The sequence below is a fragment of the Streptomyces sp. NBC_01476 genome (assembly GCF_036227265.1).
GTDB lineage: Bacteria > Actinomycetota > Actinomycetes > Streptomycetales > Streptomycetaceae > Actinacidiphila.
This window is the reverse complement of sequence record NZ_CP109446.1, coordinates 1608058-1633617: the sequence shown is the minus strand read 5'-3', so window position 1 is coordinate 1633617 and position 25560 is coordinate 1608058. Positions and strand designations below refer to the sequence as shown.

Below are 25560 nucleotides of genomic sequence, written 5' to 3'. Positions count from 1 at the left end.
CGGAGGGACGTTCGAGCCTCACGTACGCTGCTGTTTCACTCGTTCGTGGAGGTGGGCCTGTGACGCGACCGGTCAGCCGGTGGACCGTACTGGTCCTGCTCTGCGTCAGCCTGCTCGTCGTGGCGCTGGACGCCACCGTCCTGCACGTCGCGGTGCCCGCGCTCACCGAGGACCTGCACCCCGGCGGCCAGGAGCTCCTCTGGATCGTCGACGTGTACCCGCTGATCGCCGCCTCCCTGCTGATCCTCTTCGGCACGCTGGGGGACCGTATCGGCCGCCGCCGGGTGCTGTTGACCGGGTACGCGCTCTTCGGCGCCGCCTCCGCGGCGGCGGCCTTCGCACCCGGCCCGCACGCGCTGATCGCGGCCCGGGCGCTGCTCGGCGCCGGTGGCGCCATGATCATGCCGGCCACACTGTCGATCCTGCGGCAGGTCTTCCCCGACCGGCGCGAGCGGGCGATGGCCATCGGCCTGTGGAGCGCGGTCGCCGCGGTCGGCGCCGCGGTCGGGCCGGTGCTCGGCGGCTTCCTGGTCGAGCACTTCTGGTGGGGCTCGGTCTTCCTGGTCAACATCCCGCTGATGGCGGTGATGCTGCCGCTCGGCCGGCTGCTGCTGCCGGAGTCGCGCGGCGCCTGCGACGGGCCCTGGGACGTACTCGGCGCCGTCACCGCGGCGGCCGGTCTGCTCGGCGTGGTCTTCGCGGTCAAACGCATCGGCGCGGGCGCCGCCCCGATGGACACCTCCGTCGGTGTTCCGCTGCTGGCCGGCGCGGTCCTCCTGGTCCTCTTCGTCCGCCGCCAGCGCCGGCATCCGCATCCCCTTGTCGATGTGACGATGTTCTCCCGGATCGCCTTCTCGACCTCGGTCGGCTGCATCGTGCTGGCCATGCTGGCGCTGGTCGGCCTGGAACTCGTCGCCGTGCAGTACCTCCAGCTCGTGCTCGGCCTGAGCCCCCTGCAGACCGGGCTGCGACTGCTGCCGCTCACCTTCGCCGCGATGGCGGCGGGCCTTGCCGGCGCCCGGCTGCTGCGGCGTTTCGGACCCCGCCGTACCGTCGGGGTCGGCTTCCTGCTCACCGCGCTGGCCGTGCTCACCTTGACCGGAATGGGCCAGACCGACCGCCCGGGCCTGCTGACCGCCGCCTTCGTCCTGCTCGGGTTCGGCCTGGAGACCACGCTCTTCGGCGCCTACGAGTCGATGCTCAGCGAGGTCCCCGCGCACCAGGCGGGTGGCGCCGCCGCGATCGGCGAGACCTCGTACCAGCTCGGCGCGGGTCTTGGCATCGCGCTGCTCGGCACGGTGATGAACGCCGCCTACGGCCCGCACGCCGCCGGAGTGAGCAGCGCCGACAACGCCGCCGCAGGGAAGTCGCTCGGCGAGGCGTACGACGTCGCCGACCGGCTGGGCGGCGGGTCGGGAGCCGCCCTGCGGCAGGCCGCCCGGCACTCCTATGTGCACGGCATGCATATGACGTTGCTGGTCAGCGCGGTGCTGCTGGTCGGTGGGGCGTGCGCGGCGATGCGGCTGCCCCGGGTGATGGAGTGCGAGAGACCCGAGGACGGCACCCCGGCGGCGGCCGGCCCGCCGCACACGGCGCGCCAGGGACAGGCCGCGGCCGTACGCTCTGGACGCACGGGGGAGTGAGCCGTAACGTCGGCGCCGAGCCGCCGCTGCTACCACTGCTCGTTTCCGGGCCGGAGGTCCAGCCATGTCCGCATCCCCCGCATCCCCCGCACCCGCGTCCAGGCCGTCCTTCGATCCGTACGACCCGCTGGGCCTGGACGACCTGCTCACCGAGGAGGACCGGGCGGTCCGCGACACCGTACGGGCATGGGCCGCCGACCGGGTGCTGCCCCATGTCGCCGGCTGGTACGAGGCAGGCGAACTCCCCGCGGCCCGCGAACTCGCCCGCGAACTCGGCTCCATCGGAGCGCTCGGCATGCCGCTGACCGGCTACGGCTGCGCGGGCGCCAGCGCGGTGCAGTACGGCCTGGCCTGCCTGGAACTGGAGGCCGCCGACTCCGGCATCCGCTCCCTGGTCTCGGTCCAGGGTTCGCTGGCGATGTATGCAATCCACCGCTACGGCTCACCCGAACAGAAGGAGCGCTGGCTGCCGCCGATGGCGGCCGGCGAGGTGATCGGCTGCTTCGGGCTCACCGAACCCGACCACGGCTCCGATCCCGCCGGGATGCGGACGTACGCCAAGCGCGACGGCACCGACTGGGTGCTGGACGGCCGCAAGATGTGGATCACCAACGGTTCGCTGGCCGGTGTCGCTGTGGTCTGGGCGCAGACCGAGGAGGGGGTCCGCGGCTTCCTGGTGCCGGCCGGCACCCCCGGCTTCACCGCCCCCGAGATCCACCACAAGTGGAGCCTGCGGGCCTCCGTCACCAGCGAACTGGTGCTGGACGGCGTACGGCTGCCCGCCGACGCGGTCCTCCCCGAGGCCGTCGGACTGCGCGGCCCGCTGAGCTGTCTCAGCCACGCGCGCTACGGCATCGTGTGGGGCGCGATGGGTGCGGCCCGCTCCTGCTTCGAGGCGGCGCTGGAGTACGCCAAGGGCCGGGAGCAGTTCGGCCGGCCGATCGCCGGCTTCCAGCTCACCCAGGCCAAGCTCGCCGACATGGCGGTGGAACTGCACAAGGGGATCCTGCTCGCCCACCACCTGGGCGGACGGATGGACGCCGGCCGGCTGCGCCCCGAGCAGGTCAGCTTCGGCAAGCTCAACAACGTCCGCGAGGCGATCGGGATCTGCCGCACCGCCCGCACGATCCTGGGGGCCAACGGGATCTCGCTGGAGTACCCGGTGATGCGGCACGCGACGAATCTGGAGTCCGTGCTCACCTACGAGGGCACGGTGGAGATGCACCAGCTGGTCCTGGGCAAGGCGCTCACCGGGCTCGACGCCTTCCGCGGCTGAGCGGGTCGCGGCGTGGGGCGCGGCGCGGCGTGCGGGTGGCGGCGCGGCCTTCGGGGGCGGGCACGGCGTTGGGGCGTCCGCGCGGCGTGGGGGCGGCTTCGCGTGACTCCATCACGCGAAGCCGCCCTCACGACCGGTCGCCGCCGTCTTCCGGGGAGCGGTCCCCGTACCCCGGGTGGGGTGGTTCGGCCTGTTCTGTCATCCGGAGTCCCCTCGGGTCACGACTGGTTGAAGAAGCCGTCCCCGCCACGGCGGGAGTCCGCGTTCATCACCGAGTAGTCGGCCGGGGTCAGCAGGAAGACCCGGGTGGCCACCCGCTCGATGGAGCCGCGCAGACCGAAGGTGAGCCCGGCCGCGAAGTCGACGACGCGCTTGGCGTCGGCCGAATCCATGCCGGTGAGGTTGACGATCACCGGTACGCCGTCCCGGAAGAGCTCCCCGATGCCGCGCGCGTCCCGGAAACCGTCCGGGGTGACGGTGGCGATCCGGCGGCCCTGCTCCTCGGCGGACTCGCTGGCCACCCGCACCCGTGGGTCGGTCACCCAGGTGTCGGCACGCTCGGAGCCCTCGCCGTAGTCGGCGTACTCCTCGTCGTAGTAACCCTCGCCGCCGTTGTCGTCGACGAGGCCCAGCCAGGCACTCGCCCGTCGTACCGAACCCATGGACGCCTCCTCTCTCACACGCGGTCGTACCGTCCGCTGTTCCTATGGTCGTCCATGACGTGGATTCTCTGCCATGCGGATTGCCGCCACTCAGGCGACTTGTGACGGTACTGGCACACACGATAGTGGCGCACCGTCAAGCCGCGGCAGGGGTAAGCGGGGTGACGGATCGATGGGAACTTGCTCCACGTGCGGGTGATTCGCAGGGCCGTACGGCCGTACCCTGCCCCGTGTTGGCAGGCCGATAACATGACCGCCGCTGTGAAGTAGCCGGCTCGACGGGGGTACGTGGGCATGTTCGGCATCATCAGACCGTGTCGTCACCGCATGTCAGAGGGGATGGCGGCGTCCTGGCTCGCCCATCTGTGCGGGCTCTGCCTGGCACTGCGGGACGGCCACGGACAGTTCGCCCGTATCGCAACCAACTATGACGGACTGGTCATATCGGTCCTGACGGAGGCTCAGTCCCCTCCGGTGTCCACCGCGCACGACGGCGGGCGGCGTACGCCCGGCGGCCGGCTGCGCACCGCGGGCCCGTGCCCGCTGCGGGGGATGCGTACCGCACAGGTCGCCACGGGGGAGGGTGCCCGGCTCGCCGCGGCGGTCTCGCTGGTGCTCGCCTCGGCGAAGATACGTGACCATGTCGACGACCGGGACGGCGCGTTCGGCCGGCGGCCGGTCGCCGCGGCGGCCCGTACCGTCGCCCGCCGCTGGGACCGGGCCGGCGCGCGCGGCGGGGAAGCCGTCGGTTTCGACACCGCCGTGCTGCTCGACGCGGTCGGCCGGCAGGGCGGGATCGAGGCGGCGGCCGGGCCCGGCACCCCGCTGCTCACCGTCACCGAACCCACCGAAACGGCGACCGCGGCGGCCTTCGCGCACACCGCCGTCCTCACCGGGCGGCCCGGCAACCTGGCACCGCTGGCGGAAGCGGGCCGGCTCTTCGGCCGGCTCGCCCATCTCCTGGACGCGGTCGAGGATCTCGCCGACGACACCGGCACCGGTGCCTGGAACCCGCTCACCGCGACCGGTACCGGCCTGGCCGAGGCGCGGCGGCTCTGCGACGACGCCCGGCACGGCATCCGGCTCGCCCTGCACGACACCGAGTTCGCCGACCCGGCGGCCGGGCGGCTGGCGCATGTGCTGCTCGTCCACGAGCTGGGACGGTCGGTGGACCGGGCCTTCGGCACCGGCGGGTGCACCCACCGGGCGGCCCAGCTGCCGCCGCCGGGCAACCCGTTCCGCGGGAGTCCGTACGCGCCGCAGGACCCCGGGCGCAGTCCGTACGCACCGGGCGGCCCCGGCGGCCCCGGCGGATTTCCGCCGCCGGAACCGCCGCGGCGGCGCGGACTGCTGATGGGGTGCCTGGTCTACACGGGCATGTGCTGCACCTGCGAACTGTGCTGCCGTGAGCACGACGACGCCTGGAGCGGGCAGCGCCGGGACTCCTGGTGCGGCAGCTGTGACGGCGACTGCTGCGATTGTTGTGACTGCTGTGAGTGCTGCGAATGTCTCAACTGCGGGGCCTGATGGCCGGCCGGTGGTGAGCCGGGCCGCGCTCTGCGGTGGGGTGGCCCGAGGGAGGGGCCGGAGCTGCCGAACGATCGGGTGCCTGTGTGAAGGCGACGGAACGACGATCCGCCGGCCGGCGGGGACGCCGGTCCGTCGGGCGTCTGTCGGAGGTGGTCAGCGGCTACAACACGCGGCCGACCACACCCGACCGAAGTCGATGTGATCGCGGGTGACCAGCTGACAGCTGCGCATGCGGACAGTGCAGCAGCCGGGCGGGCGATCCGTCAACCGAGCTGAGACGCGTGTCCACGGACCGGACACGCTTGACAGTCGCCGACGGCGTCGGCATAGCCTCATGTCAAGGCCCCCGGGGCCCCAGCCGCGTTGAGGGACGCGGCAACTGTGTGAAGGCGTCCTCCGCCTCTTCCGCGTGTCCACGGAGCCTTCGCATGCGTGCTGATATTTCCCCCCTCCCCACCCCGCCGCCGTCCGCGGTGCCAGCGCCGCCCGCCTCGCCGATGCCCGCGGCCTCGGCTGCGCCGACGGTGCCTGCGGCTCCTGCGGTGCGGTTCGCGCCGGCCGCTTCGGCGGTCCCGGTTGGGCGGGCCGTGCCGACGGTGCCTGCGGCTTCCGCGGTGTCGACCGGGCTGACTGCTTCGGCGGTGCCTGCCCGTTCCGGAGTGTCGGCTGCGCCTACTGCGCCGACCGCCTCGGTGGTGCCGGTTGCATCGGCGGCTTCTGCGGTGCCTGCGGCTCTTGCGGTGCCGTCTGTGCCAGCCGCTTCAGCGGTGCCGGTTGCGCTGGCCGTGCCGACGGTGCCCGCGGCTGTTGCGGAGTCGTCTGCGCCGGACGCCTCGGTGGTGCCGGTTGCGTCGGCGGTGCCTGAGCCTTCTGCGGTGCCGGCTGCGCCTGCGGCTCCTGCCGGGGTGGCTGCGGCGAGTGGGCCGGACGGTTCGGCGGGGTCGGCGGCTCATGCCGTGCCGGGTGCGGCGGTTGAGCGGAACGTGCCGGCGGCTTCGGCGGGGGCGCCGGCTTCTGGTGCGCCGGGGGCGGCCGCGTGGCCGCTGCGGCGGACCCGGACGCTTCATCTGGCCGCTGCGATCGACGGTGGGGAGGAGCCCGCTGGGTCCTATCTGGAGCTGGTCCGGCTTGCTGAGCGCGGGGCGCTGGATTTCGTGACGCTGGCCGGGGGAGAGGGTGACAGCGGCGACGACGCCCTCGCGGTCCTCACCCGGCTCGCGCCGGCCACCGACCGGGTCGGCGTGGTGCCGGCGCTGGCGGCCTCCTCCGCACCTCCGGCCGAACTCGCCCTCGCGGTCGCCGCTCTGGACCGGGTGAGCCAGGGCCGGGCCGGATGGGCGCTGGCCGTGCCGGGCGCGGCGGCGGGACGGGGCAGGGCCGAGCGGGCCGAGGCGCGGTGGCGGCACGCGGACGAAGTGGCCGCTGCGGTCTCCCTCGCGTGGGACGCGGACGGTGACCTTGCCGGCGGCGCCGGTTCGCGGACGCCGCAGGGCCGGCCGGTGATCGCGGTGGACGCCACAGAACCCGCGGCCAGGACCACCGCGGCCCGGCACGCGGACGTCGCCTTCGTCCGGGCCGCCCGTCCGGACCAGGCGCTGCTGATACGGAACGACCTGCGCCGGCTCGCGATGGAGGCGGGCCGCGACCCGGACCGGCTGCTGGTGCTCGGTGAACTCGCCATCGACCTCGGCGGCGGCGAACTCGGTCCCGAACCTGGCGCCGACAGCTCCCCCGCTCCCGACGGCACGGGCGGCGTGCTCTTCAGCGGCGGACCGGTCGACCTGGCCGACCTCATCGCGGACTGGCAGCGGTCCGGCGCGGTGGACGGCTTCCACGTGCGGCCGGTTGAGCCACGCCGCGACCTGGAACGTTTTGTCAACGGCACGGTGGCGCTGCTCCAGCACCGGGGCCTCTTCCGTTCTTTCCACCCGGGCGCGACGCTGCGGGAGCACCTCGCCCTGCGGCGGCCCGTCCCGCATCCGGCACCCCCCGGGCAACCGTTCCGACGGTGACTGTGCGGAAGGGTCTCCCGGCCCGAGCGGGCGAGCAGGCGACCGGACGCGCGGGCCGTGGCGGAGCGGACGAAGCGGCCGGAGCGGACCGCCGGCCCGTCCGCCGCCCCTGTCGGCGACGCGTGCGCAGACCTTCTTCCGGTTCCGATCCGATTCCGTTTTCCGGTCCGTGCCGACCCCGGCGCCGTGCGGCCCGGTGACCGTGGACCCGAACCGTACGGCGCTGCCCCCCAGTGTTCCCGCGGCCCGCGTCCGTCCGTCCGCTCGCGCCCTCCGGCCGCCCACCGCGGTCTCCCGCGAGGGGCCGGAGGAGCGGCGGATTCTCAGTGGGTGAGACGGCCTGAGACACCCTGACCCGACGTCATTTTCCGCCGCCCTACCGCCCCCTTCGGCCGCCGGGGCCGCACTCCGCCCGGCCTGCGCATTGTGCGGCGCCCGGGGCATCCGGCTGATCTTCCGGCCGAACTCCCGCCGGGTTCCGGGCCGAAACGCCCTCTTGTGTGTTGCCTGTGAGGTCTGAATACTCCCATGAGTACTCGTCAGCCGCATGAGGCGTTCGTTTATCGGTGCGGTCATGACGGTACACCGACAAATCACCCGCCCCCTACCTCCCACCCCCACAGGAGGAACGAGTGAAGTCCACCCGACGCATACAGCTGATCGCGGTCACCTCCGGCCTGCTCGCCGCGACCGCTTTCGCGCTGCCGTCCGCGACCGCCGCCCCCACCCCCAAGGCGACTCCGGAAGCAGCCGCATCCGTGGCCTCGCACCTCGGCGCGAACGCCACCGCGGGCACGTACTACGACAGTGCGAGCAAGACCACCGTCGTCAACGTCACCACCCAGGCCGCGGCCGACACCGTCCGCGCGGCGGGCGCCACCCCACGGCTCGTGACGCACAGTGCCGCCCAGCTGGCCCAGGCCGACAGCGCGGCCCGGAGCGCGGACATCGCCGGCAGTGCCTGGTCGGTCAACCCGCGTACCAACACCCTTGACATCAACATCGACAGCCGGGTGACCGCAGCTCAGCTCGCCCAGCTGCGGCAGTCCACCGCGAGCTACGGCGACGCCGTCCACATCAGCCGTGTCTCCGGCACCTTCAGCAAGCTGCTCTCCGGCGGCGACTCCGTGCAGACCACCCAGTGGCGCTGCTCGGTGGGCTTCAACGTCCGCAGCGGGAGCACGTACTACTTCCTGACCGCCGGTCACTGCACCGAGGGCAGCCCGGCGTACTACACCAGCTCGGGCACGTACATCGGCCCGACGACCGGCACCAGCTTCCCGGGCAACGACTACGGCATCGTCCGCTACGACTCGAGCGTCGCCCATGACGGCACGGTCGGCAGCCAGGACATCACCAGCGCGGCGAACGCCTTCGTCGGTGAGTCGGTCAAAAGGCGCGGTTCCACCACCGGGATCCACAGCGGCACCGTCCAGGGGCTCAACGCCACCGTCAACTACGGCGGAGGCGACGTCGTCTCCGGGCTGATCAGGACCAACGTGTGCGCCGAGCCCGGCGACAGCGGCGGCTCCCTCTACGACGGCGCGAAGGCGATCGGCCTGACGTCGGGCGGCAGCGGCAACTGCTCCTCCGGCGGGACGACGTACTTCCAGCCCGTCACGGAGGCGCTGAGCGCTTACGGAGTCAGCGTCTTCTGATCGATCCGCTTCACCCCGCCCGTGCGCGGTCCCGCCGCGCGCGGGCGTGACGGAACGGTGCTTCCCGGTGGTCCCGCCGCGTCCTGCTCGCGCGGCGGGGCCACCGGCCGTCCGCAGGCCCGGCGTCCGCAGGCCCGGAGTCCGGGTGTCCGGAAGCCCGGGGTCCGGAGGGCGTACGGCCCCGGGGATCGCGGACAGATCCGGTCCGCGACGGCTGGCAGACTGAGCCGCATGCTGGAAACGTCCGCGCGGCTGCTGCGCCTGCTCTCGCTGCTCCAGTCACGGCGCGACTGGACCGGCCCGGACCTCGCCGAGCGGCTCGACGTCACCACCCGCACGGTGCGGCGCGACGTCGAACGGCTGCGGGCGCTCGGCTATCCGGTGCATGCCGCCCCCGGCACCGCCGGTGGCTACCGGCTCGGCGCGGGGGCCGCGCTGCCGCCGCTGCTCCTGGACGACGAGGAGGCGGTGGCGGTCGCGCTCTGTCTGCGGACCGGGGCCGGCGGCAGCGTCGAGGGGATCGAGGAGACGTCGGTACGGGCGCTCGCCAAGCTGGAACAGGTGCTGCCGTCGCGGCTGCGGCACCGGCTGCAGGCCATGGAGGCGGTCACCGTCAGGCCGGGCACCGCCGGAGCGACGGTCGGGCAGGAGGTCCTGACCGTGCTCGGCGCCGCCTGCCGGGACCGGGAACGGCTCCGCTTCGACTATCTCGACCACGGCGGCGCGGCCAGCCGCCGCGAGGTGGAGCCGTACCGGCTGGTGCACCACGGCCGGCGCTGGTACCTGCTCGCCCACGACGTGGACCGCGCCGACTGGCGGACCTTCCGGGTCGACCGGATCGAGCCCAAGACGCCCACCGGCCCGCGCTTCACCCCCCGCGAACTGCCCGAGGACGCCGCCGAGTACGTCGCCAAGGGCGTCACCACCAGGACCTACCGCTTCCAGGCCCGGGTGCTGCTGCGCGCCTCCGCCGAGGTCGTCACCCAGCACACCTGGGCCGGCTTCGGCACGGTGACCTCGGCCGGCGACGACTCCTGCGAACTGGTCACCGGCTTCGAGTCGCTGGACTCCCTGGCGATGTACCTCGGGATGCTCGGGGTGGACTTCGAGGTCAGGGAGCCGCCGGAACTCGCCGCGCACCTGCGGGTGGTGGCGGCCCGGCTGACCCGCGCGGCGGAGAGCCGGCCGGCCGCGCCGGGCCGGCGCGGCGCTCTCCCGCCGGTCAGTCCAGCGGACCGCTGACACTGCCCTGGCCGCGTCCCCAGCCGTACGCGCGGTCGGCGCGCAGTTTGATGACCAGCCGGCGGTCGGAGACCATCGCCGCCCGGTACTCGTCCCAGTCCGGGTGTTCGCCGGCGATCGCCCGGTAGACGTCTATGAGTTCCTCGACGGTGGCGTCATGGGGATCGGCGGCCACCGGGGTGACCTCGGCGTCTCCCTCGGCGACCAGATAGGCGCCGAGGTCGGGCGTGGACACGTAGAAGCTGGCCCGCGGGTCCCGGCGCAGATTGCGGGTCTTGGCGCGGTCGTCGGTCGCCGAGATCCGGACGGTCCTGGTGCTGTCGTCGTAGGTGAAGGAGACATTGGACAGCTGCGGCCTGCCGTCCCTCTTGAGAGTGACGAGCACTCCGGTGTGGTGCTCCTTGAGCAGGTCGAACAGCGGGCCGGTGGCGGGTGGCTGGCTCATGGTCACTCCGTGGTGGTCTCAGTGGTGGGGTGCCGGGTCCGGGTGGCCGGTGTCAGTGGCTGGGTCCGGCGGCGGGCTCCTCGGTGGCCGGACTCCGTGGTATTCGCGCAGGTGTACTGGCCAACGTGACCCCGGCGGAGGTTGTTCCGGCCGGGCGCCCGTATCGGCGTGTCGCCCGGGAGTTCACCCGTTCGGCGGACGGTCCGTACCGCGTGGTGCGCTGCCGTGAAGCGCGAAGGTGGTCCGGTGGTGCCAGCGGACGCCGTCGTTGACCACGAGGTGGACGCCGCTGACCCGGGTACGCAGCGGAAGCCCGGGGGCGAGTTCCCGCTCCATCGCGTCGAACGTCTCGACCGGCAGCTTGACCGCGACCGTCAGATGCGGGATCACATCGTCGAACGCCCCGCCGTACGGCGGCGCTTCCGGCCAGCGAGCCTCGGCCGCCGCGGTCAGCGCCCTTACCGGGCCGTCCGCTTCCGGGGCCAGCCAGAGCAGCTCCGGGAACCGCCCGAACCCGGTGAAGTCCAGCGTGAACTCCTCATGCCCGGCGAACATCTCCCGCAGTTCCGCGAGCACGCCGTCGTCGATCCGGTCGTCCGGCAGGAACGGGTACAGCACCGTCACATGCGCCGGAATCCCGCTCCTGGCCGACGCGTCGTGCTTCTCGCGGACCGCGCCCACCAGCGGGTCCGCCTCCGGCACCGTGATCAGCAGTGCCGTCTCGCCCGCCACCCACCGCGGCTCTTCCTCATCGCTCATCCCCCCATGCTCTCCTGCCGGACCCGGCGCCAACTCCTAATTCCTCCCCCCGCACTTCCGGCCCTCGCCCGCCCCCGGCCGCGGGCCGCCGCAGTCCAGGAACCCGGCGATTTTTTACCCGCCCGTAACTAGGCATCGCTTACTACTCGTGCGTAACTTGTGATGAGCCCCGTACGAGTGATCCGGATCACAGGGCGTGTCGTCCACGCGTTCCCCCCACCCGTGAGGAGATCACATGAGGCTGCCCTGGAAACGTCTCCTGCCCGCGTTCGCGCTGGCCGCGGCGATGACGGTCGTCCCGGCCGCCGCCGCCTCGGCCACCTCCGCACCCACCAGCGGCTGGAACAACTTCTCCTGCCACCCCTCGGCCCAACACCCCCGCCCGGTCGTCCTTGTGCACGGCACCTTCGCCAACGGCACCGACAACTGGCTGGCCTTCGCCCCCTACCTCGTCGCCCGCGGCTACTGCGTCTTCTCCTTCGACTACGGCATGCTGCCCGGCGAGACGCTGATCGGCGGCCTCGGACCGATCGCCGACTCCGCCCAGCAGCTCTCGGACTTCACCGACCGGGTGCTCGCCGCCACCCACGCCGCCAAGGTCGACATCGTCGGCCACTCGCAGGGCGGCATGATGCCGCGTTACTACCTGAAGTTCCTTGGCGGCGCCGCCAAGGTGAACGCCCTGGTCGGACTGGCGCCGGACAACCACGGCACGACGCTGAGCGGGCTGACGGCGATCCTGCCGTACTTCCCCGGCGCCGCCGACCTGCTGCGGGACAACCTCCCCGGACTCACCGACCAGGTGGCCGGATCGCCCTTCCAGCAGACGCTCAACGCCGGCGGCGACACGGTGCCCGGCGTGCACTACACGGTGATCTCCACCGTCTACGACGAGGTGGTCACGCCGTATACGACCCAGGCGCTCTCCGGGCCTGACGTGCGCAACGTGGTGCTGCAGCACCTCTGCGCGGTCGACCTCTCCGAGCACGTCGCGATCGGCCTCACCGACCGCATCGCCTTCCACGAGGCGGCCAACGCGCTCGACCCCGCGCACGCCACCCCGTCCACCTGCCTGTCGGCCTTCAGCTAGCCGTTCTCTCCACGGCTGGTCATGTCCGCGAACCGCCGTCCGGCGAGGCTTCGTTGCCGGCGGTCGCGGCGCGATCCACGCCGTGGCCGGCTCCTCCCCGGGATCGCTGCCGCCCGCGGAGGAGCCGGGAAGGCCGCAGTACCGCGCGCGAGCGGTGCCTGGCTGCGGCGGGCGCAGCCGATTGTCAGAGGTGGATGGCAGGCTGTTCCCATGAGCACTGAGAGTGACGGCCGCCAGTTCTGGGACGACGCCGCCGAGCGGTTCGACGAGGAGCCCGACCACGGTCTGCGTGACCCGCGGGTCCGGGAGGCGTGGGACATACGGCTCCGCGGCTGGCTGCCCGCCGCGCCCTGCGACCTGCTCGACCTCGGCTGCGGCACGGGCAGCCTCGCCCTGCTCGCGGCCGGGCAGGGACACCGGGTCACCGCGGTCGACAGCTCGCCCCGCATGGTCGAACGGGCCCGGCGGAAGCTGGCGGACACCAGTGCCCAGGTGCTGCCGGGTGACGCGGCGTCCCCGCCGGTCCCCGACGGCTGCGCCGACGTGGTGCTGGTCCGGCATGTGCTGTGGGCGCTGCCCGATCCGGCGGCGGCCCTGCGGAAGTGGGTGCGGCTGCTGCGGCCCGGCGGCCGGCTGGTGCTGATCGAGGGCCGCTGGGGCACGGTGGAGCCGGTCGGACTCGACGCCGACACCCTCGCCGCACTCGCCGCGCCCCTCGGCGGCTCGGTCCGGATCGAACAGCTGGGCCACGACCCGGCGTTGTGGGGACGCCCGGTCCAGGACGAGCGGTATGCCGCGGTGGTCAGGCCGGCCCCCACCGCGCCGCCCGCCGCCCGGCAGCGCCACACGGAGATCGTGGACGTCCACCTCGTCCTGCTGCGCGGCGCCGAGGTGCTGCTCGCCCGCCGTGCGAACACGGGCTATGCCGACGGGCTGTTGCACGCGCCCTCCGGACATCTGGAGGACGGCGAGGACGTCAGAAGCGGCATGATCCGCGAGACCCGCGAGGAGATCGGCCTCGACCTGGCACCCGAGGACCTGGAGGCGGTGCTGGTGATGCAGCACCGGGCGCCGGACGGCCGCTCGCGGATCGGCTGGTTCTTCCAGGCCCGCCTCCCCGAAGGCGCCGAGCCGGTGAACGCCGAGCCCGACAAGTGCTCGGAGCTCGGCTGGTATCCCCTGGCCGCGCTGCCCGACGACATGGTGGCGTACTGCAGGGCGGGCCTGGACGCCTGGTGCGCCGGCCACCGCTTCCTGCTGCACCTGCACGAGAGCGGCGACCGTATCGCCCACGACCCCGACGGGCCGGGCCGGGCGGTCCCGCTGGCACCGTCCGCTGTGCCAGGATCGCTCATATGAGCTTGAAGATCGTCATCGATCAGGACGCGTCCGCCGCTCCCTACGAGCAGCTGCGCGGGCAGATCGCGGCGCAGACCAGGGCCGGCCGCCTCCCGGTCGGCTACAAGCTGCCCACCGTGCGGGGCCTGGCCGAGCAGCTGGGGCTCGCCGCGAACACCGTCGCCAAGGCGTACCGCGCGCTGGAGGCGGACGGAGTGATCGAGACCCGGGGCCGCAACGGCACGTACATCGCCGCAGGAGACGCCCGCGCCCGCGAGAGCGCCGCCGCCGCGACAGCCTACGTGGAGCGGACCCGCCGCCTCGGCCTGGACCGCGACGCCGCCCGTGAGGCGGTCGAGGAGGCCCTGCGGGCCGCCTACGGCGACTGACGCCCGTTCCCGGCACGGGGGGATGTCCGGGAGTCCGGCGGGCCGCACAGGGGGGCGTCCGTCCGTTTTGCGTACTTCCGGAGGTGGCGGGCAGGCGCTCGCTACGGCCACCCGGCCGCCGATGGAGGTAACAGATGACGATCACTGCCGCGCTCCCGCGCAATCTCGGCGCCCTGTGGACACTGCCCGGGGTGTACGCGCCCCAGGCCGACACGTATCTGCTCGCACGGGCGCTTCACAACGAGGGGGTCACGGCGGACATGGACGTCCTGGACATCGGTACCGGCAGCGGGGCACTGGCCCTGCTCGCCGCCCGGATGGGCGCCCGTGTCTCGGCCACCGACGTCTCCTGGCGGGCCGTGGCGACCACCAGGATCAACGCGGTCCGCAGCCGGCAGCGCATCCGGGTGCGGCGCGGTGAGTTCGCCGACCCGGTGGCGGGCCGCACCTACGACCTGGTGATCAGCAACCCGCCGTATGTGCCGACACCGCATCCGCGGCAGGTCCGCACCCGGGGCGCGGCCGTCGCCTGGAACGCCGGCCACACCGGGCGGCAGGCCGTGGACCGCATCTGCGCCCGCTCCCACAAGGTGCTCAGGCCGCACGGTGTGCTGCTGATGGTCCACTCCGGCCTGTGCGGCGTCGAACCGACCCTGCGGCGGCTGACCGACGCCGGCCTGCGCTGCTCGGTCACCGAACGGGCGTACGTGCCCTTCGGACCGGTGCTCACCGAACGGCTGCCGTGGCTGCGGGCCCAGGGGCTGATCGGCGCTGACGAAGACAAGGAAGAGCTGGTGGTCATCCGTGCCGAACGGAGCTGACCGGCCCCGTCGCGTCACCGTCGACCGGGACGGCCCGATCCTGATCGAGGGCCCGGTCGAGGTGGTGAAGGACGACGGCACGGTGGTCTCCTCCGACCGGTTCGTCGTCGCCATCTGCACCTGCCGCCGCAGCCGCAGCTACCCGTGGTGCGACACCAGCCACCGCGGCCACAAACGACCCCCCGCCGCCGAGCGTCCCCGCCCGGACGGACGGCGGCCCCACCACGACACCGAGGGACCCCATGACGGCGACCACCACTGACCTGCGCCGTACCGGCCCGGCCCTGCCCGCCGCGCGCGGCCCGCTGTCGGCGGGCGTCGTGGCCGCGCTCACCGCGCCGCACCTGCCCCCGCCGGACCCGCGCGAGGCCGCGGCGGCCGACCCGTACGGCGAGGACCTGCAACTGGCGCTCTATGTGCTCTACGAACTGCACTACCGCGGCTTCGGCTCGGTGGCCGACGACCGGGAGTGGGATCCCGCGCTGATGCCGCTGCGCAGGGCCATGGAAGAACGGTTCCTCGCGGCCCTGCGCGGCGACGTGCGCGCGGGCCGGAGCTCGGACGAGGCATTCGGCGACCTGCTGGTGGAGTCCACCGACCACCGGAGCAGCGTCGCCTACCACCTCGAACACGAGGGCGAGCTCTGGCAGTTGCGGGAGTACGCGGCCCTGCGTTCGCTCTACCACCTCAAGGAGGCGGACCCGCACGCCTGGGTCATCCCGCGGCTGCGCGGCAGGGCGAAGGCCGGCATGGTCGCCATCGAATACGACGAGTTCGGCGGGGGCCGGGCCGAGAACGTCCACGCACAACTCTTCGCCGACCTGATGACGGACCTGGGCCTGGACACCGAATACGGCCACTACCTGGACCAGGCGCCGGGATCCGTGCTCGCCACCGTCAACGTGATGACGCTCTTCGGGCTGAACCGCGCCCTGCGCGGCGCCCTGGTGGGGCACTTCGGGTGCGTCGAAGTCACCTCCTCGCCCGGTTCGCGCCGCCTCGCCGAGGCCATGCGGCGCACCGGCGCGGGTCCCGCCGCGGAACGCTTCTACGCCGAGCACGTCGAGGCCGACGCCGTGCACGAGCAGGTCGTACGGCGTGAGGTGATCGGCGGGCTGCTGGCCGACGAGCCGCACCTGGAGGCCGATGTGGCCTTCGGGGCCGACGCGACGGTCTTCCTGGACGACCGGCTGGCCGCGGAACTGCTGGGCGCCTGGCGATCAGGCCGCTCCGCCCTCCGGGACGGCCGGGCGCCCGGAGGACGGGACCTTCACAGGTAGAGGCCGTCGGACGACTGGGCCGGGACCGGCAGGATGGCCGGCTGGCCGCGGCGCAGGGCGTAGAGCTCGGCGAGCGTGGCGCCGTCCCGGCCGACGCCCTCACTCGTACCGAGCCAGTTGACGGCCTCGGGGCGGGTGAGCGGGCCGATTTCGATCCGGGCCAGGCAGCGGCCCGGACGGACCACGGCGGGGTGCAGCCGCTCCAGGTCCTCATTGGTGGTGATGCCGACCAGGACGTTCCGCCCCTGGCCGAGCAGGCCGTCGGTGAGGTTGAGCAGCCGGGAGAGGGCCTGCCCGGTCTGGTGCTTGGCCTGACCGCGGATCAGCTCGTCACAGTCCTCCAGGAGCAGCAGCCGCCAGCGGCCCCCGGTCGCGTCGTCCTCGCCGATGGCGATGGACATCAGATAGCCGACGTCGTTGAAGAGGCGCTCGGGGTCGAGCACGCAGTCCACCTGACACCAGTCCCGCCAGGCGCGGGCCAGGGTGCGCAGCGCCGAGGTCTTGCCGGTGCCCGGCGGGCCGTGCAGGAGCAGCAGCCGTCCGGCCACGTCGTCGGCGGTCAGCTTCATCAGGCCGTCCATCGCGTCGGCGACCGGCGCGGTGTAGTTGACCCGCAGCTCCTCCCAGGTGGCGGCGGCGATCCGCCGGGTGGTGCGGTGCGGTCCGCGGCTCGGCACGATGTACCAGAAGCCCATGGTCACGTCGTCCGGCTGGGGCTCCGGCTCGTCCTCGGCGTCGTCCACCGAGGACTTGAGCACCTGCTCGGCGAGTTCGTCGGTGACCGCGGCCACGGTGACGTCGGCTCCGCGGTTCCAGCGGGAGATGAGGATGGTCCAGCCGTCGCCCTCGGCGAGGGTGGCGCTGCGGTCCTTGTCACGGGCCATGCGCAGTACCGAGGCGTCCGGCGGCAGCAGCGTGAGGCCCGACTTGACGTTCTCCACCGAGGACCCGCGGGCGAACGGGTGCTCCCCGGAGGTGAAACGGCTCAGGAACAGGGCGTCCACGACATCCGACGGCGAGTCACTGTCGTCCAGGCGCAGATGGATGGGCAGCGCCTGCTCCGGCGCGGTGTTGCCGGCCCGCACGGTCGTGTTCCCCACGGCCTTCCGCGCCTTGCCGGCCTTCCCGGTGCTCCCGGCCTTCTCCTGCTTCTGCGCCTTCTGGGGCTTGTCGGCCTTCTCGGCCTTGTGGCCTTTCGCGGGTTCTGCGCTGGCGTTCGCGGACTCGGCGGCTCCGGCGGGTGGCACTTGCCTCCTCGGTTCGCGGGCTGTGGCGGACATGCGGCCCATGATCCGCCCTCGCGGGCCGATTCGCCCAGTGCTTTTCCTCACGGGTACGGCGATCGGCCCTGACGTCACACGCTTGGCGGCTCCCGGCGTCGCCGCTGCTTCTCGGCGCTCCTTGCGGCTGTGGCCGCGCGCGCCCTGGTCCGGCCGTCCGGTTTCCGCTCGTCCGTTCGCCTGCGGCGGGCACGTTCCGGCGTCAACACCCTTGGGCAGAAGGTGAATAGAGCGCGCAAGCCGGGCCGGGGATGCGCACGTGACGTGACGGGGCGATAGGGTTACCCTGCCCGAGCCGGGTGCCCTCGACAGGGTGGGGAGAGTCATGGAACAAATAGCGATGCCCAGCAGGCCGAGAGTGCCTGCCATCAACTGCGGTACCAGCGCGTCCAGTGCGCGCCTGGACCGGCACTTGGCGATACTCGCCGGGCCCGCCGCACCGCAGCGCGACACCGACGACGCGACGGTGCTCATGCGGGAGTTGACCTCGCGCAACACCGTCCACACCCGGACCAACCGGGGCGCCCGCGTATCGCTCTTCGCACCGCTGCGGCGGCTGCGCAGGTCACTGTTCGGCAACCGCGGCTGACCCGGGGCCCGGCGCCCGCGCGGTGACTCACCGCGCCCTCCCTGGACCCGGCTCACCACCCGGACCGTCACGACGGCCACACCGTCCCGGCTCGGCGCTGCGCTCCGCAGCGCCTCGGTGTGCGCCCGTCGGGGCCGCCCTCTCCCCGGCGGCCGCTTCGGTCCTCGTCCCTGGCTCCGTCCGACGGCATCCGGCTGCCCCCGGCCGGCCTCACAGCAGTGCGAACTGCCCGTCAGGGCCCTCTTCATGGTGCGCGAGCACCGACGCGGGCCTGCGTCGCGCCGCGGGCACCGGCAGAATCCCCGCCGCCCGCAGCTCGGCGGTCACACCAGGGGCACGGCCGCGTCCACCCCGTCCACCCTCCTCCTGCCGCGCCACCTGTGCGGCGAAGTCGGAGAGTTCCCGGCGGAGCCCGGCCAGCAGGGTCAGCCTGCTGATCAGCTCCAGCAGCTCCGAGGTCGTGGTGCGGGTCCAGGCGGCCGGGCGCAGCGCCTCCAGCGAACCCGGCTCACCCGCGGCTGTCCGCCGCTCGTACCACTGTTCCAGTACGCGTACTCCGCTGCTGGACAGCTCCCACGCCTCCGGGGCGACCGGTGAGATCCGGCCGTCGCCGATCAGCAGGGTGCGCGTCTGCGGGTCGTAGCAGAGTTCACCCGGACGGGGGACGGATGGGAGCGGGGACCGCACATAGGGCCGGCTGCCGCCGGGCAGCCGCAGCCGGTCCTGACCGCGTCCGGCTGCCGGATCGGCCCACCGGGCGCCCGCGGTGTGCAGCCACACCGACTCCCGGCCGAGCGTCAGACCCTGTCGCCACAGGTCAGGATCGGCGGGGAGCGGTACGGAGCTGCCCGCCGGCCCGGGCCGGGCCGCCGCGGCGATCCAGGCGAGTACGTCCCCGGCGCCGACCCCGACGCCCAGCCGGGCGGCGAGCCACGCGGTGAGCCCGGGCGCCAGGTTGGGCTCCAGGCCGCCGGGGCGGCGGTACAGCGGACGGATCCGGCACGGTTTCCCGGCCGGCGAACGCCCGTCGGGCAGCAGGGCGGAGAACACCACCGGCGGCTCCGGCGCCTCGGGCAGATGAGCCAGTTCGATCGCGAAGATCTGCTGCTCGTCGGCGACCCGCCACAGCTCCGGGCGGGCCACGTCGATCAGGCGGTGGTCGGGTATCAGCCACTGCGGGTCGAAGGCGCCGTGCTGGACCCGCACCGGCTCGGGGCAGCGGCCGTCCTCGCGGGCGAGCGCCGTGGTCGGGGTGCGGTGGCCGGGCAACTGGGCGACCGGGGTGTACAGGCCGCGGGCCCGGGTCGGGTGCAGCAGTGCGGCCCGGGCGGCGGGGTCCGCCGCGCCGGTCAGCAGCGCCCAACGGGCCCGCAGACAGGTGGGTTCCGGGGCCAGCGGCCAGCCGCGGCCGATCCGCAGCGGTCGCACGGACCACGGCATCAGATCATGCAGCGCAGGCACGTCGTCGCTCACTGCATGCATGCTACTGACGGCCCTCAGGGTGCCTCCATGGTCACGGTGAAGGAGAACCGGTCGCCCCGGTAGTGGATGCGCACCACGTCCACCGCCCGGCCGGAGCCGTCATAGGTCACCCCGGTGTAGTGCAGGATCGGGCTGAGCAGCGGCACACGGAGCAGCCGGGCGGTCTCCGGATCGGCGAGCCTCGCCTCCACGGTGTCGGTGATACGGCTGATCCGCACCCCCAGCACGTCCCGCAGCACCTTCGTCATCGGCCCGCGCTCCAGGTCGGCGAGGTCGATACGCTCGGCCAGTTCGGGCCGGACGAAGTTCTCCGCCCAGTTGGTGGGCTCCCCGTCGTCGTCGCAGCGCAGTCTGCGGTAGGCCATGGCCTCGGTGAGACCGGGGAAGTGCTCGGCGACCCCGGGCGGCAGCGGCGACAGGCCGTGCTGGAGCACCGCGGTACGGCCGCCGGACTGCTGGGCCACGATCGCGTCCACCGAGCCGAGCAGCTTCACCGGTGCGCCGCGCAGGGCGGTCGGCTCGATGAAGGTGCCGCGTCTGCGGTGCCGGGTGATCAGGCCCTCGCCCTCCAGCTCCTTGAGGGCCTGGCGCATGGTCAGCACGCTGACCCCGTAGTGCGCCGCGAGCCCGTCCTCGGTGGGCAGCCGCAGTGGGGTGTCCGCGGGCCGGCCGAGTATGGAGGCGCGCAGCGACTGCGAGACCTGGTACCACAGCGGCAACTTGCTGTTGAGCACCAGTGAGTCAGGGGCGAAGGAGGTCACGGCCGGAAGTTTCTCTCAAGTCCCTCCCAGACCTTGTCGTACCCCTCCTGCCGGTGGGCCGCGCCCATCGCGGTGCTCGTGGGCACCACCGGCCAGCGGGTCTCGAACATGAACGCCAGCCCGTCGTCCACCTTCTGGGGGATCAGTTCGGCGCTGCTCGCCCGCTCGAAGGTGGCCCGGTCGGGGCCGTGCGCGGACATCATGTTGTGCAGCGAGGAGCCGCCCGGCACGAAGCCCTCCGCCTTCGCGTCATAGGCGCCCTCGATCAGGCCCATGAACTCCGACATCACATTGCGGTGGAAGTACGGCGGGCGGAAGGTGTCCTCGCCGACCAGCCAGCGGGGCGCGAAGACCACGAAGTCGGCGCCCGCGAGGCCCGGGGTGTCCGAGGGCGAGGTCAGCACGGTGAAGACGGACGGGTCCGGGTGGTCGTAGCTGATCGATCCGATGGCGTTGAAGCGCCGCAGGTCGTAGACGTACGGCACATGGTTGCCGTGCCAGGCCACGACGTCCAGGGGGGAGTGGTCGTAGTCGGCCGCCCAGAGATTGCCGCCGAACTTGTTGACGACCTGGGTGGTCTCCTCCCGGTCCTCGAAGAAGGCCACGGGGGCGAGGAAGTCCCGTGCGTTGGCGAGGCCGTTGGCGCCGATCGGGCCGAGGTCGGGGAGCTGGAAGGGCCGGCCGTAGTTCTCGCACACATAGCCGCGTGCGCTGTCCTCCAGCAGTTCGACCCGGAAGCGCATCCCGCGGGGGATCAGGGCGATCCCCCCTGGTTCGGCGCGCAGCAGGCCCAGTTCGGTCCGCAGGAGCAGGGCGCCGTGTTGCGGGACGACGAGGAACTCGCCGTCGGAGGAGGAGAAGACCCGGGTGTCCATCGACCGGTTGGCCGCGTACCAGTGGATGCCGATGCCCTCGCGGCGCAGCACATCGCCGTTTCCGCCCACGGTGACCAGGCCCTGGACGAAGTCGGCCGGCTCGTCGGGGAGCGGCAGCGGGCTCCAGCGCAGGCGGTTGGGATCGGGCTCCACGTCCTGGAACGGGGCGCTGCGCAGGGAGCCGTTGGGGATCCGGCGGAAGGAGGGATGAGCCGCCGAAGGGCGGATGCGGTAGAGCCAGCTGCGGCGGTTGGCGGCCCGGGGCTCGGTGAACGCGGTGCCGCTCAGCTGTTCCGCGTACAGCCCGAGCGGCGCTCGCTGCGGCGAGTTGCGGCCCACCGGGAGGGCGCCCGGTACGGCTTCGCTGCTGTGCTCGTTGCCGAAACCGGACGAGTGGGCCAAGTCCTTGCCGGCGCCCGTTTCCCCTGACGCTTCTTCCTTGCCGGTGCCCTGCGTCACGTCCATGGTGCGCTCCCCGTGCTTGCCGCTGTGCCGCCGTCCTGATTCCTATGCTGAGCCATAGGAATCAGGACGGCAACCCCCCTCGGCCCGCAACCGGTGGCTAGGGTTGGGCAAGGGGAGTGCGGCAGGTTCGGTTCAGCAGGTTCAGCACGTTCGGTACGTTCGGTACGTTCGGCATGTTTTGGTACGGAGGATGGTGGGCCGTGGCGGCGACACGCACAGACACTGACGGCGGCCCGCAGGAGACCGCCCCGGGCGGCGGCGCCGTCGAGGAGCCGCAGGCCGCGCCGGCTGAGTCGCGGGCCGAACTGAGCGCGTTCTCCGACGTGTTCGCCGCCGAGGGCTGAACACGCCATGCCTCGTACCGAGAGTGCGGGGAGCGGTCTGCGGCGCACACCTGTCCAGCGCCGCAGCACCGAACGGCTGGAACGGATCCTCGACGCGTGCGCACGCGAACTGGACGAGAACGGCTACGAACGCCTCAGCACCCGAGCGGTCGCGGCCCGTGCCGGGGTCCCGATCGGCTCGGTCTACCGCTTCTTCTCCGACAAGCGGGCGATGGCCGACGCGCTCGCCCACCGCAATCTGGACGACTTCCTCCGCCGGGCCGCGGCCCGGCTGGCCGAACCGGACACCGGCTCCGACTGGCGTGCCGCCGTCGATGTGCTGGTGGACGAGTACGCCGCCATGAAGCGGACCGCGGCCGGCTTCGCGCTGGTGGATTTCGGGGTGCCTGGCGAGAACAACCACGATCTCGCCGACCGGCTGCCCGCGCTGCTGGGCGACCGGCTCACCACCGATCCGGCCGATCCGCGGCTGCGGCTGGCTCTGGTGGTCGCGGTGGAGGTAGCCGACGCGGCGCTCCAACTGGCTTTCCGTCACGATCCGTCGGGGGACCCCGGTGTGGTCGCCGAGACGAAAGAGCTGGTCCGGGCCTATCTGGCGACCGTGCTCGACTGAGCCGGCCGGAGTTTTCCACAGGCTGGGAATGCGTCCCGGCGGGACGGGGGCTGCCGGAGCTACTGTCGTTCTCAGTACCGGCGAGTACCGGCGAGTACCGATTGCTGTCGATGAGTTTCCGATCGGCGACGCCGCGACCGACAGGGGGAGTCACCGATGTCCACCACCGCTCTGCGGATCTGCCCGCTCTGTGAGGCCACGTGCGGCCTCGCGCTGACCATTGACGGCGGCCGGGTCACCCATGCCCGCGGCGACCGGGACGATGTGTTCAGCGCCGGCTTCATCTGCCCGAAGGGCGCCTCCTTCGGGGCGCTCGACGCGGACCCGGACCGATTGCGCCGGCCACTGGTCAGGCGCGGGGGACAGCTGGTCGAAGCGGGCTGGGACGAGGCGTTCGCGGCGATCGCCGACGGCACCGGCGGGGGCACCGGCGGGGTCACCGGCGCGCACGGCGGGGCGGCGGTCGGTGTGATGCTCGGCAACCCCAATGTGCACACGGTGGCCGGCGGCCTCTATCCGGCGCAACTCGTCGGGGCGCTGGGGACCCGCAGCCTGTTCACCGCGAGCACACTCGACCAGATGCCCAAACACGTCGCCTGCGGCCACATGTACGGCGACCCCAACGCGATCGCGGTGCCCGACCTGGACCGCACCGACCATCTGCTGCTGATCGGCGCCAACCCGCTGGTTTCCAACGGCAGTCTGGCCACCGCGGCCGATTTCCCCGGCAGACTCAAAGCGCTGCGCGGACGCGGCGGCCGGCTGGTCGTGGTGGACCCGCACCGGACCAGGACCGCCCGCGCCGCCGACCGGCATGTGGCACCCCGCCCCGGCACGGACGCGGCACTGCTCTTCGCGATGGTGCACGTGCTCTTCGCCGAGGATCTGGCCGACCCCGGCGAACTGGCCGCCCACCTCGCGGGAGTGGACGAGGTGCGGGCACTGGCCGCGGACTTCGCTCCTGAGCGGGTCACCGGCTACTGCGACGTCCCCGCCGCGGAGATCCGCACTCTTGCCCGTGAACTTGCCGCCGCGCGACGGGCGGTGGTCTACGGGCGGCTCGGCAGCACCGCGGTGGAGTTCGGCACCCTGGCCAGCTGGCTGGTCGACGTGCTCAACGCGCTCACCGGCAACCTGGACCGGCCCGGAGGCGCGATGTTCCCGCTCTCCGCGACGGCCCGGGCGCCCCGGCCGCCGCGCCGGGGAAAGGGTTTTCGCACCGGCCGCTGGCACAGCAGGGTCTCCGGCCACCCCGAGGTCAAGAGCGAGCTACCCACCGCGTCGCTCGCCGCGGCCCGGGAGGCGGGTGCGAACGTCAACCAGCTGCTGCACGGCAGCCGGCTCGACCCGCTCTCCGGCACGGCGGTGCTCAACGGCTTCCCCGTGCGGATAACGCCGGCCACCGACGGCACCCCGGGAGCCAGGCCCCTGGCCACACAAAACTAACGGCGCTAGTTTGGGCGTCGCACGCAGTCGAGAGTCCGGAGGACGGCACGGTGGACGGCACAGCGGCAGAAGACATGGCCGGACAGGCGGCGGGCGCGCCCAAGGTCTTTCCGGCACGGGACGCGCAGTACATCGGCGGGAAATGGCGCCCCGCGGCGGCGGACGCCCGGATCGATGTGGTCGCCCCGGCGACCGGGCAGGTCATCGGACGGGTTCCCGCCGGGGACGCAAGGGACGTGGACGCCGCGGTGCGGGCGGCGCGGGCGGCGCTGCCGGGCTGGGCGGCCACCGCACCGGCCGAGCGGGCGGCCAGGCTCGCCGCCGCCCGGGATCTGATGGCGGCCGGGCGGGCGGAGATCGCGGCCACGGTGAGCGCCGAACTGGGTGCGCCGCCGGCCTTCGCCACCGCCGTCCACGCCGATCTGCCGATCCGCGTCATGGGCTCCTTCGCCACGCTGGCCGCCGAGTACGCCTTCGAGGAGAAGATCGGCAACTCCCGGGTGTTCCAGGAACCCGTCGGGGTGGTGGGCGCCATCACCCCCTGGAACTACCCGCTGCATCAGATCGTGGCGAAGGCCGCGCCGGCACTGGCCGTGGGCTGCACGGTGGTGCTGAAGCCGGCCGAGGACACCCCGCTGGTGGCGCAGTGGCTGGCGGCGGTCCTGGATGAAGCGGGGCTGCCCGCAGGGGTGTTCAACCTGGTCACGGGGCTCGGACCGGTGGCCGGCCAGGCGCTCGCCGAGCATCCGGAGGTGGACTTGGTGTCGTTCACCGGCTCCACGGCGGTGGGACGGCGGATCGGCGCTGTGGCGGGTGGCGCCGTCAAGCGGGTGGCGCTCGAACTCGGCGGCAAGTCGGCGAACGTCATCCTGCCGGGCGCCGATCTGGCCCGGGCGGTGAATGTCGGCGTCGCCAACGTCTTCGCCAACTCCGGCCAGACGTGCAGTGCGTGGACCCGGATGCTGGTCGACGCCGCGCGGTACGAGGAGGCCGTGGAGCTGGCCGCGGCCGCTGCCGCCAAGTACGTGCCGGGCGAGCGGCTCGGCCCGGTGGTCAGCGCCAAGCAGCGGGAGCGGGTGCGGGGATACATACGGCGCGGGGTGGAGGAGGGCGCCCGGATCGTCGCGGGCGGGCCCGAGGCACCCGAGGGGATGACCGCTGGGTACTACGTGCGGCCCACCGTCTTCGCCGATGTGCGGCCGGAGATGGCCATCGCGCAGGAGGAGATCTTCGGCCCGGTGGTGGTGCTCATCCGGTACGAGGACGAGGAGGACGCGCTGCGGATCGCGAACGGCACGGTGTACGGGCTGGCCGGGGCGGTCTGGGGCGCCGACGAGGAGTCGGCCGTCGCCTTCGCCCGCCGGATGGAGACCGGGCAGGTGGACATCAACGGAGGACGGTTCAACCCGCTGGCGCCCTTTGGCGGTTACAAGCAGTCCGGGGTGGGACGGGAACTGGGGGCGCACGGGCTGGCGGAGTACCTCCAGACCAAGTCGCTCCAGTTCTGAGACCGGGTCCGTGACCGGGCCCGCTCTCCGCCCCTCCGCCCCCGGGCCGGGC

At 73.0% G+C, this 25560-nt stretch carries 23 protein-coding genes and 1 pseudogene; 17 read left to right on the top strand and 7 right to left on the bottom strand.

Features of this window, described 5'->3' with window-relative positions; translation table 11 throughout:
- Window positions 1–59 precede the first annotated feature (59 nt).
- On the top strand, window positions 60–1643 hold the full coding sequence (locus OG552_RS07125) for an MFS transporter (RefSeq protein WP_329130388.1): 1584 nt from the start codon (window positions 60–62) through the stop codon (window positions 1641–1643).
- 64 nt (window positions 1644–1707) lie between these two features.
- Window positions 1708–2919 carry an acyl-CoA dehydrogenase family protein gene (locus tag OG552_RS07120; protein ID WP_329130385.1) on the top strand — a complete coding sequence of 404 codons (1212 nt, stop codon included), beginning with the start codon at window positions 1708–1710 and terminating at the stop codon, window positions 2917–2919.
- A 218-nt stretch (window positions 2920–3137) separates the two neighbouring features.
- Here the strand turns inward: OG552_RS07120 and OG552_RS07115 are convergent, their stop codons facing one another.
- A complete protein-coding gene (locus OG552_RS07115; RefSeq protein ID WP_329130383.1) occupies window positions 3138–3581 on the bottom strand; it encodes a cell division protein SepF in 444 nt (147 codons plus the stop codon).
- Window positions 3582–3875: 294 nt separating this feature from the next.
- Between OG552_RS07115 and OG552_RS07110 the strand changes: the two genes are divergently transcribed.
- The 4 genes from OG552_RS07110 (at window position 3876) to OG552_RS07095 (ending at window position 10023) form a co-directional block, all read left to right on the top strand.
- Window positions 3876–5108 (top strand): DUF5685 family protein, encoded by a 1233-nt coding sequence (locus OG552_RS07110; protein WP_329130381.1) that lies wholly within the window; start codon window positions 3876–3878, stop codon window positions 5106–5108.
- A 1046-nt stretch (window positions 5109–6154) separates the two neighbouring features.
- Window positions 6155–7123 (top strand): LLM class flavin-dependent oxidoreductase, encoded by a 969-nt coding sequence (locus tag OG552_RS07105; RefSeq protein ID WP_329140612.1) that lies wholly within the window; start codon window positions 6155–6157, stop codon window positions 7121–7123.
- Between the two features lie 632 nt (window positions 7124–7755).
- A complete protein-coding gene (locus tag OG552_RS07100) occupies window positions 7756–8781 on the top strand; it encodes a S1 family peptidase (RefSeq protein WP_329130379.1) in 1026 nt (341 codons plus the stop codon).
- Between the two features lie 231 nt (window positions 8782–9012).
- A complete protein-coding gene (locus tag OG552_RS07095) occupies window positions 9013–10023 on the top strand; it encodes a helix-turn-helix transcriptional regulator (protein ID WP_329130377.1) in 1011 nt (336 codons plus the stop codon).
- Here OG552_RS07095 and OG552_RS07090 read toward each other — a convergent pair.
- Both OG552_RS07090 and OG552_RS07085 read right to left on the bottom strand, forming a co-directional pair.
- Window positions 10004–10468 carry a PPOX class F420-dependent oxidoreductase gene (locus tag OG552_RS07090; RefSeq protein ID WP_329130374.1) on the bottom strand — a complete coding sequence of 155 codons (465 nt, stop codon included), beginning with the start codon at window positions 10466–10468 and terminating at the stop codon, window positions 10004–10006. The two genes, OG552_RS07095 and OG552_RS07090, sit on opposite strands and share 20 nt — an antisense overlap.
- Before the next feature lie 183 nt (window positions 10469–10651).
- Window positions 10652–11227: a 2'-5' RNA ligase family protein gene (locus OG552_RS07085; RefSeq protein WP_329130372.1), complete on the bottom strand. Its 576-nt coding sequence runs from the start codon at window positions 11225–11227 to the stop codon at window positions 10652–10654.
- Between the two features lie 235 nt (window positions 11228–11462).
- Between OG552_RS07085 and OG552_RS07080 the strand changes: the two genes are divergently transcribed.
- The 6 genes from OG552_RS07080 (at window position 11463) to OG552_RS07055 (ending at window position 16145) form a co-directional block, all read left to right on the top strand.
- The gene (locus tag OG552_RS07080; protein WP_329130369.1) at window positions 11463–12317 is read left to right on the top strand and encodes an esterase/lipase family protein; all 855 of its coding nucleotides are present in this window, start codon (window positions 11463–11465) and stop codon (window positions 12315–12317) included.
- Window positions 12318–12527: 210 nt separating this feature from the next.
- On the top strand, window positions 12528–13676 hold the full coding sequence (locus OG552_RS07075) for a methyltransferase domain-containing protein (RefSeq protein ID WP_329130366.1): 1149 nt from the start codon (window positions 12528–12530) through the stop codon (window positions 13674–13676).
- Window positions 13673–14044 carry a GntR family transcriptional regulator gene (locus OG552_RS07070; protein ID WP_329130364.1) on the top strand — a complete coding sequence of 124 codons (372 nt, stop codon included), beginning with the start codon at window positions 13673–13675 and terminating at the stop codon, window positions 14042–14044. Before OG552_RS07075 ends, OG552_RS07070 begins: the two co-directional genes overlap by 4 nt.
- A gap of 134 nt (window positions 14045–14178) precedes the next feature.
- The gene (locus OG552_RS07065) at window positions 14179–14865 is read left to right on the top strand and encodes a HemK2/MTQ2 family protein methyltransferase (protein WP_329130362.1); all 687 of its coding nucleotides are present in this window, start codon (window positions 14179–14181) and stop codon (window positions 14863–14865) included.
- The gene (locus OG552_RS07060) at window positions 14849–15127 is read left to right on the top strand and encodes a CDGSH iron-sulfur domain-containing protein (RefSeq protein ID WP_329130360.1); all 279 of its coding nucleotides are present in this window, start codon (window positions 14849–14851) and stop codon (window positions 15125–15127) included. The genes OG552_RS07065 and OG552_RS07060 overlap by 17 nt, the downstream gene beginning before the upstream one ends.
- On the top strand, window positions 15108–16145 hold the full coding sequence (locus OG552_RS07055; RefSeq protein WP_329130358.1) for an iron-containing redox enzyme family protein: 1038 nt from the start codon (window positions 15108–15110) through the stop codon (window positions 16143–16145). Before OG552_RS07060 ends, OG552_RS07055 begins: the two co-directional genes overlap by 20 nt.
- Here the strand turns inward: OG552_RS07055 and OG552_RS07050 are convergent.
- Window positions 16136–17245, bottom strand: a complete 1110-nt coding sequence (locus tag OG552_RS07050; protein ID WP_443071146.1) for a DUF5925 domain-containing protein — start codon at window positions 17243–17245, stop codon at window positions 16136–16138. The two genes, OG552_RS07055 and OG552_RS07050, sit on opposite strands and share 10 nt — an antisense overlap.
- A 505-nt stretch (window positions 17246–17750) precedes the next feature.
- On the opposite strand from OG552_RS07050, the gene OG552_RS07045 reads away from it, so the two are divergent.
- Complete coding sequence (locus OG552_RS07045) at window positions 17751–18014, top strand: hypothetical protein (RefSeq protein ID WP_329130356.1); 264 nt, start codon at window positions 17751–17753, stop codon at window positions 18012–18014.
- A gap of 210 nt (window positions 18015–18224) precedes the next feature.
- Here the strand turns inward: OG552_RS07045 and OG552_RS07040 are convergent, their stop codons facing one another.
- From OG552_RS07040 to hmgA, 3 genes are read right to left on the bottom strand one after another with little or no spacing between them, the layout of a single operon-like run.
- Window positions 18225–19496, bottom strand: a complete 1272-nt coding sequence (locus OG552_RS07040) for a type ISP restriction/modification enzyme (RefSeq protein ID WP_329130355.1) — start codon at window positions 19494–19496, stop codon at window positions 18225–18227.
- A 14-nt stretch (window positions 19497–19510) separates the two neighbouring features.
- A complete protein-coding gene (locus OG552_RS07035; protein ID WP_329130353.1) occupies window positions 19511–20257 on the bottom strand; it encodes a GntR family transcriptional regulator in 747 nt (248 codons plus the stop codon).
- Window positions 20254–21597: a homogentisate 1,2-dioxygenase gene (hmgA, locus tag OG552_RS07030; RefSeq protein WP_329130351.1), complete on the bottom strand. Its 1344-nt coding sequence runs from the start codon at window positions 21595–21597 to the stop codon at window positions 20254–20256. The genes OG552_RS07035 and hmgA overlap by 4 nt, the downstream gene beginning before the upstream one ends.
- Window positions 21598–21797: 200 nt before the next feature.
- Between hmgA and OG552_RS07025 the strand changes: the two genes are divergently transcribed.
- The 4 genes and pseudogenes from OG552_RS07025 to OG552_RS07010 all read left to right on the top strand — a co-directional run bounded on the left by OG552_RS07025 (window position 21798) and on the right by OG552_RS07010 (window position 25508).
- Window positions 21798–21941 carry a hypothetical protein gene (locus OG552_RS07025; RefSeq protein ID WP_329130349.1) on the top strand — a complete coding sequence of 48 codons (144 nt, stop codon included), beginning with the start codon at window positions 21798–21800 and terminating at the stop codon, window positions 21939–21941.
- A 7-nt stretch (window positions 21942–21948) separates the two neighbouring features.
- Window positions 21949–22554, top strand: coding sequence for a TetR/AcrR family transcriptional regulator (locus OG552_RS07020; protein WP_329130347.1), 606 nt, complete (start codon window positions 21949–21951; stop codon window positions 22552–22554).
- Window positions 22555–22710: 156 nt separating this feature from the next.
- Window positions 22711–23844 (top strand): annotated as a pseudogene (locus OG552_RS07015) (molybdopterin-dependent oxidoreductase); the annotation flags it as partial.
- A gap of 230 nt (window positions 23845–24074) precedes the next feature.
- Window positions 24075–25508: an aldehyde dehydrogenase family protein gene (locus OG552_RS07010; protein WP_329140608.1), complete on the top strand. Its 1434-nt coding sequence runs from the start codon at window positions 24075–24077 to the stop codon at window positions 25506–25508.
- Window positions 25509–25560 lie beyond the last annotated feature (52 nt).

Coding starts and splice junctions, on each gene's coding strand:
- OG552_RS07115 (WP_329130383.1), bottom strand. CDS start 3,581: ATGGGTTCGGTACGACGGGCGAGTGCCTGGCTGGGCCTCGTCGACGAC.
- hmgA (WP_329130351.1), bottom strand. CDS start 21,597: ATGGACGTGACGCAGGGCACCGGCAAGGAAGAAGCGTCAGGGGAAACG.
- OG552_RS07075 (WP_329130366.1), top strand. CDS start 12,528: ATGAGCACTGAGAGTGACGGCCGCCAGTTCTGGGACGACGCCGCCGAG.
- OG552_RS07065 (WP_329130362.1), top strand. CDS start 14,179: ATGACGATCACTGCCGCGCTCCCGCGCAATCTCGGCGCCCTGTGGACA.
- OG552_RS07020 (WP_329130347.1), top strand. CDS start 21,949: ATGCCTCGTACCGAGAGTGCGGGGAGCGGTCTGCGGCGCACACCTGTC.
- OG552_RS07045 (WP_329130356.1), top strand. CDS start 17,751: ATGGAACAAATAGCGATGCCCAGCAGGCCGAGAGTGCCTGCCATCAAC.
- OG552_RS07010 (WP_329140608.1), top strand. CDS start 24,075: ATGGCCGGACAGGCGGCGGGCGCGCCCAAGGTCTTTCCGGCACGGGAC.
- OG552_RS07095 (WP_329130377.1), top strand. CDS start 9,013: ATGCTGGAAACGTCCGCGCGGCTGCTGCGCCTGCTCTCGCTGCTCCAG.
- OG552_RS07080 (WP_329130369.1), top strand. CDS start 11,463: ATGAGGCTGCCCTGGAAACGTCTCCTGCCCGCGTTCGCGCTGGCCGCG.
- OG552_RS07055 (WP_329130358.1), top strand. CDS start 15,108: ATGACGGCGACCACCACTGACCTGCGCCGTACCGGCCCGGCCCTGCCC.
- OG552_RS07110 (WP_329130381.1), top strand. CDS start 3,876: ATGTTCGGCATCATCAGACCGTGTCGTCACCGCATGTCAGAGGGGATG.
- OG552_RS07090 (WP_329130374.1), bottom strand. CDS start 10,468: ATGAGCCAGCCACCCGCCACCGGCCCGCTGTTCGACCTGCTCAAGGAG.
- OG552_RS07040 (WP_329130355.1), bottom strand. CDS start 19,496: ATGCATGCAGTGAGCGACGACGTGCCTGCGCTGCATGATCTGATGCCG.
- OG552_RS07120 (WP_329130385.1), top strand. CDS start 1,708: ATGTCCGCATCCCCCGCATCCCCCGCACCCGCGTCCAGGCCGTCCTTC.
- OG552_RS07070 (WP_329130364.1), top strand. CDS start 13,673: ATGAGCTTGAAGATCGTCATCGATCAGGACGCGTCCGCCGCTCCCTAC.
- OG552_RS07085 (WP_329130372.1), bottom strand. CDS start 11,227: ATGAGCGATGAGGAAGAGCCGCGGTGGGTGGCGGGCGAGACGGCACTG.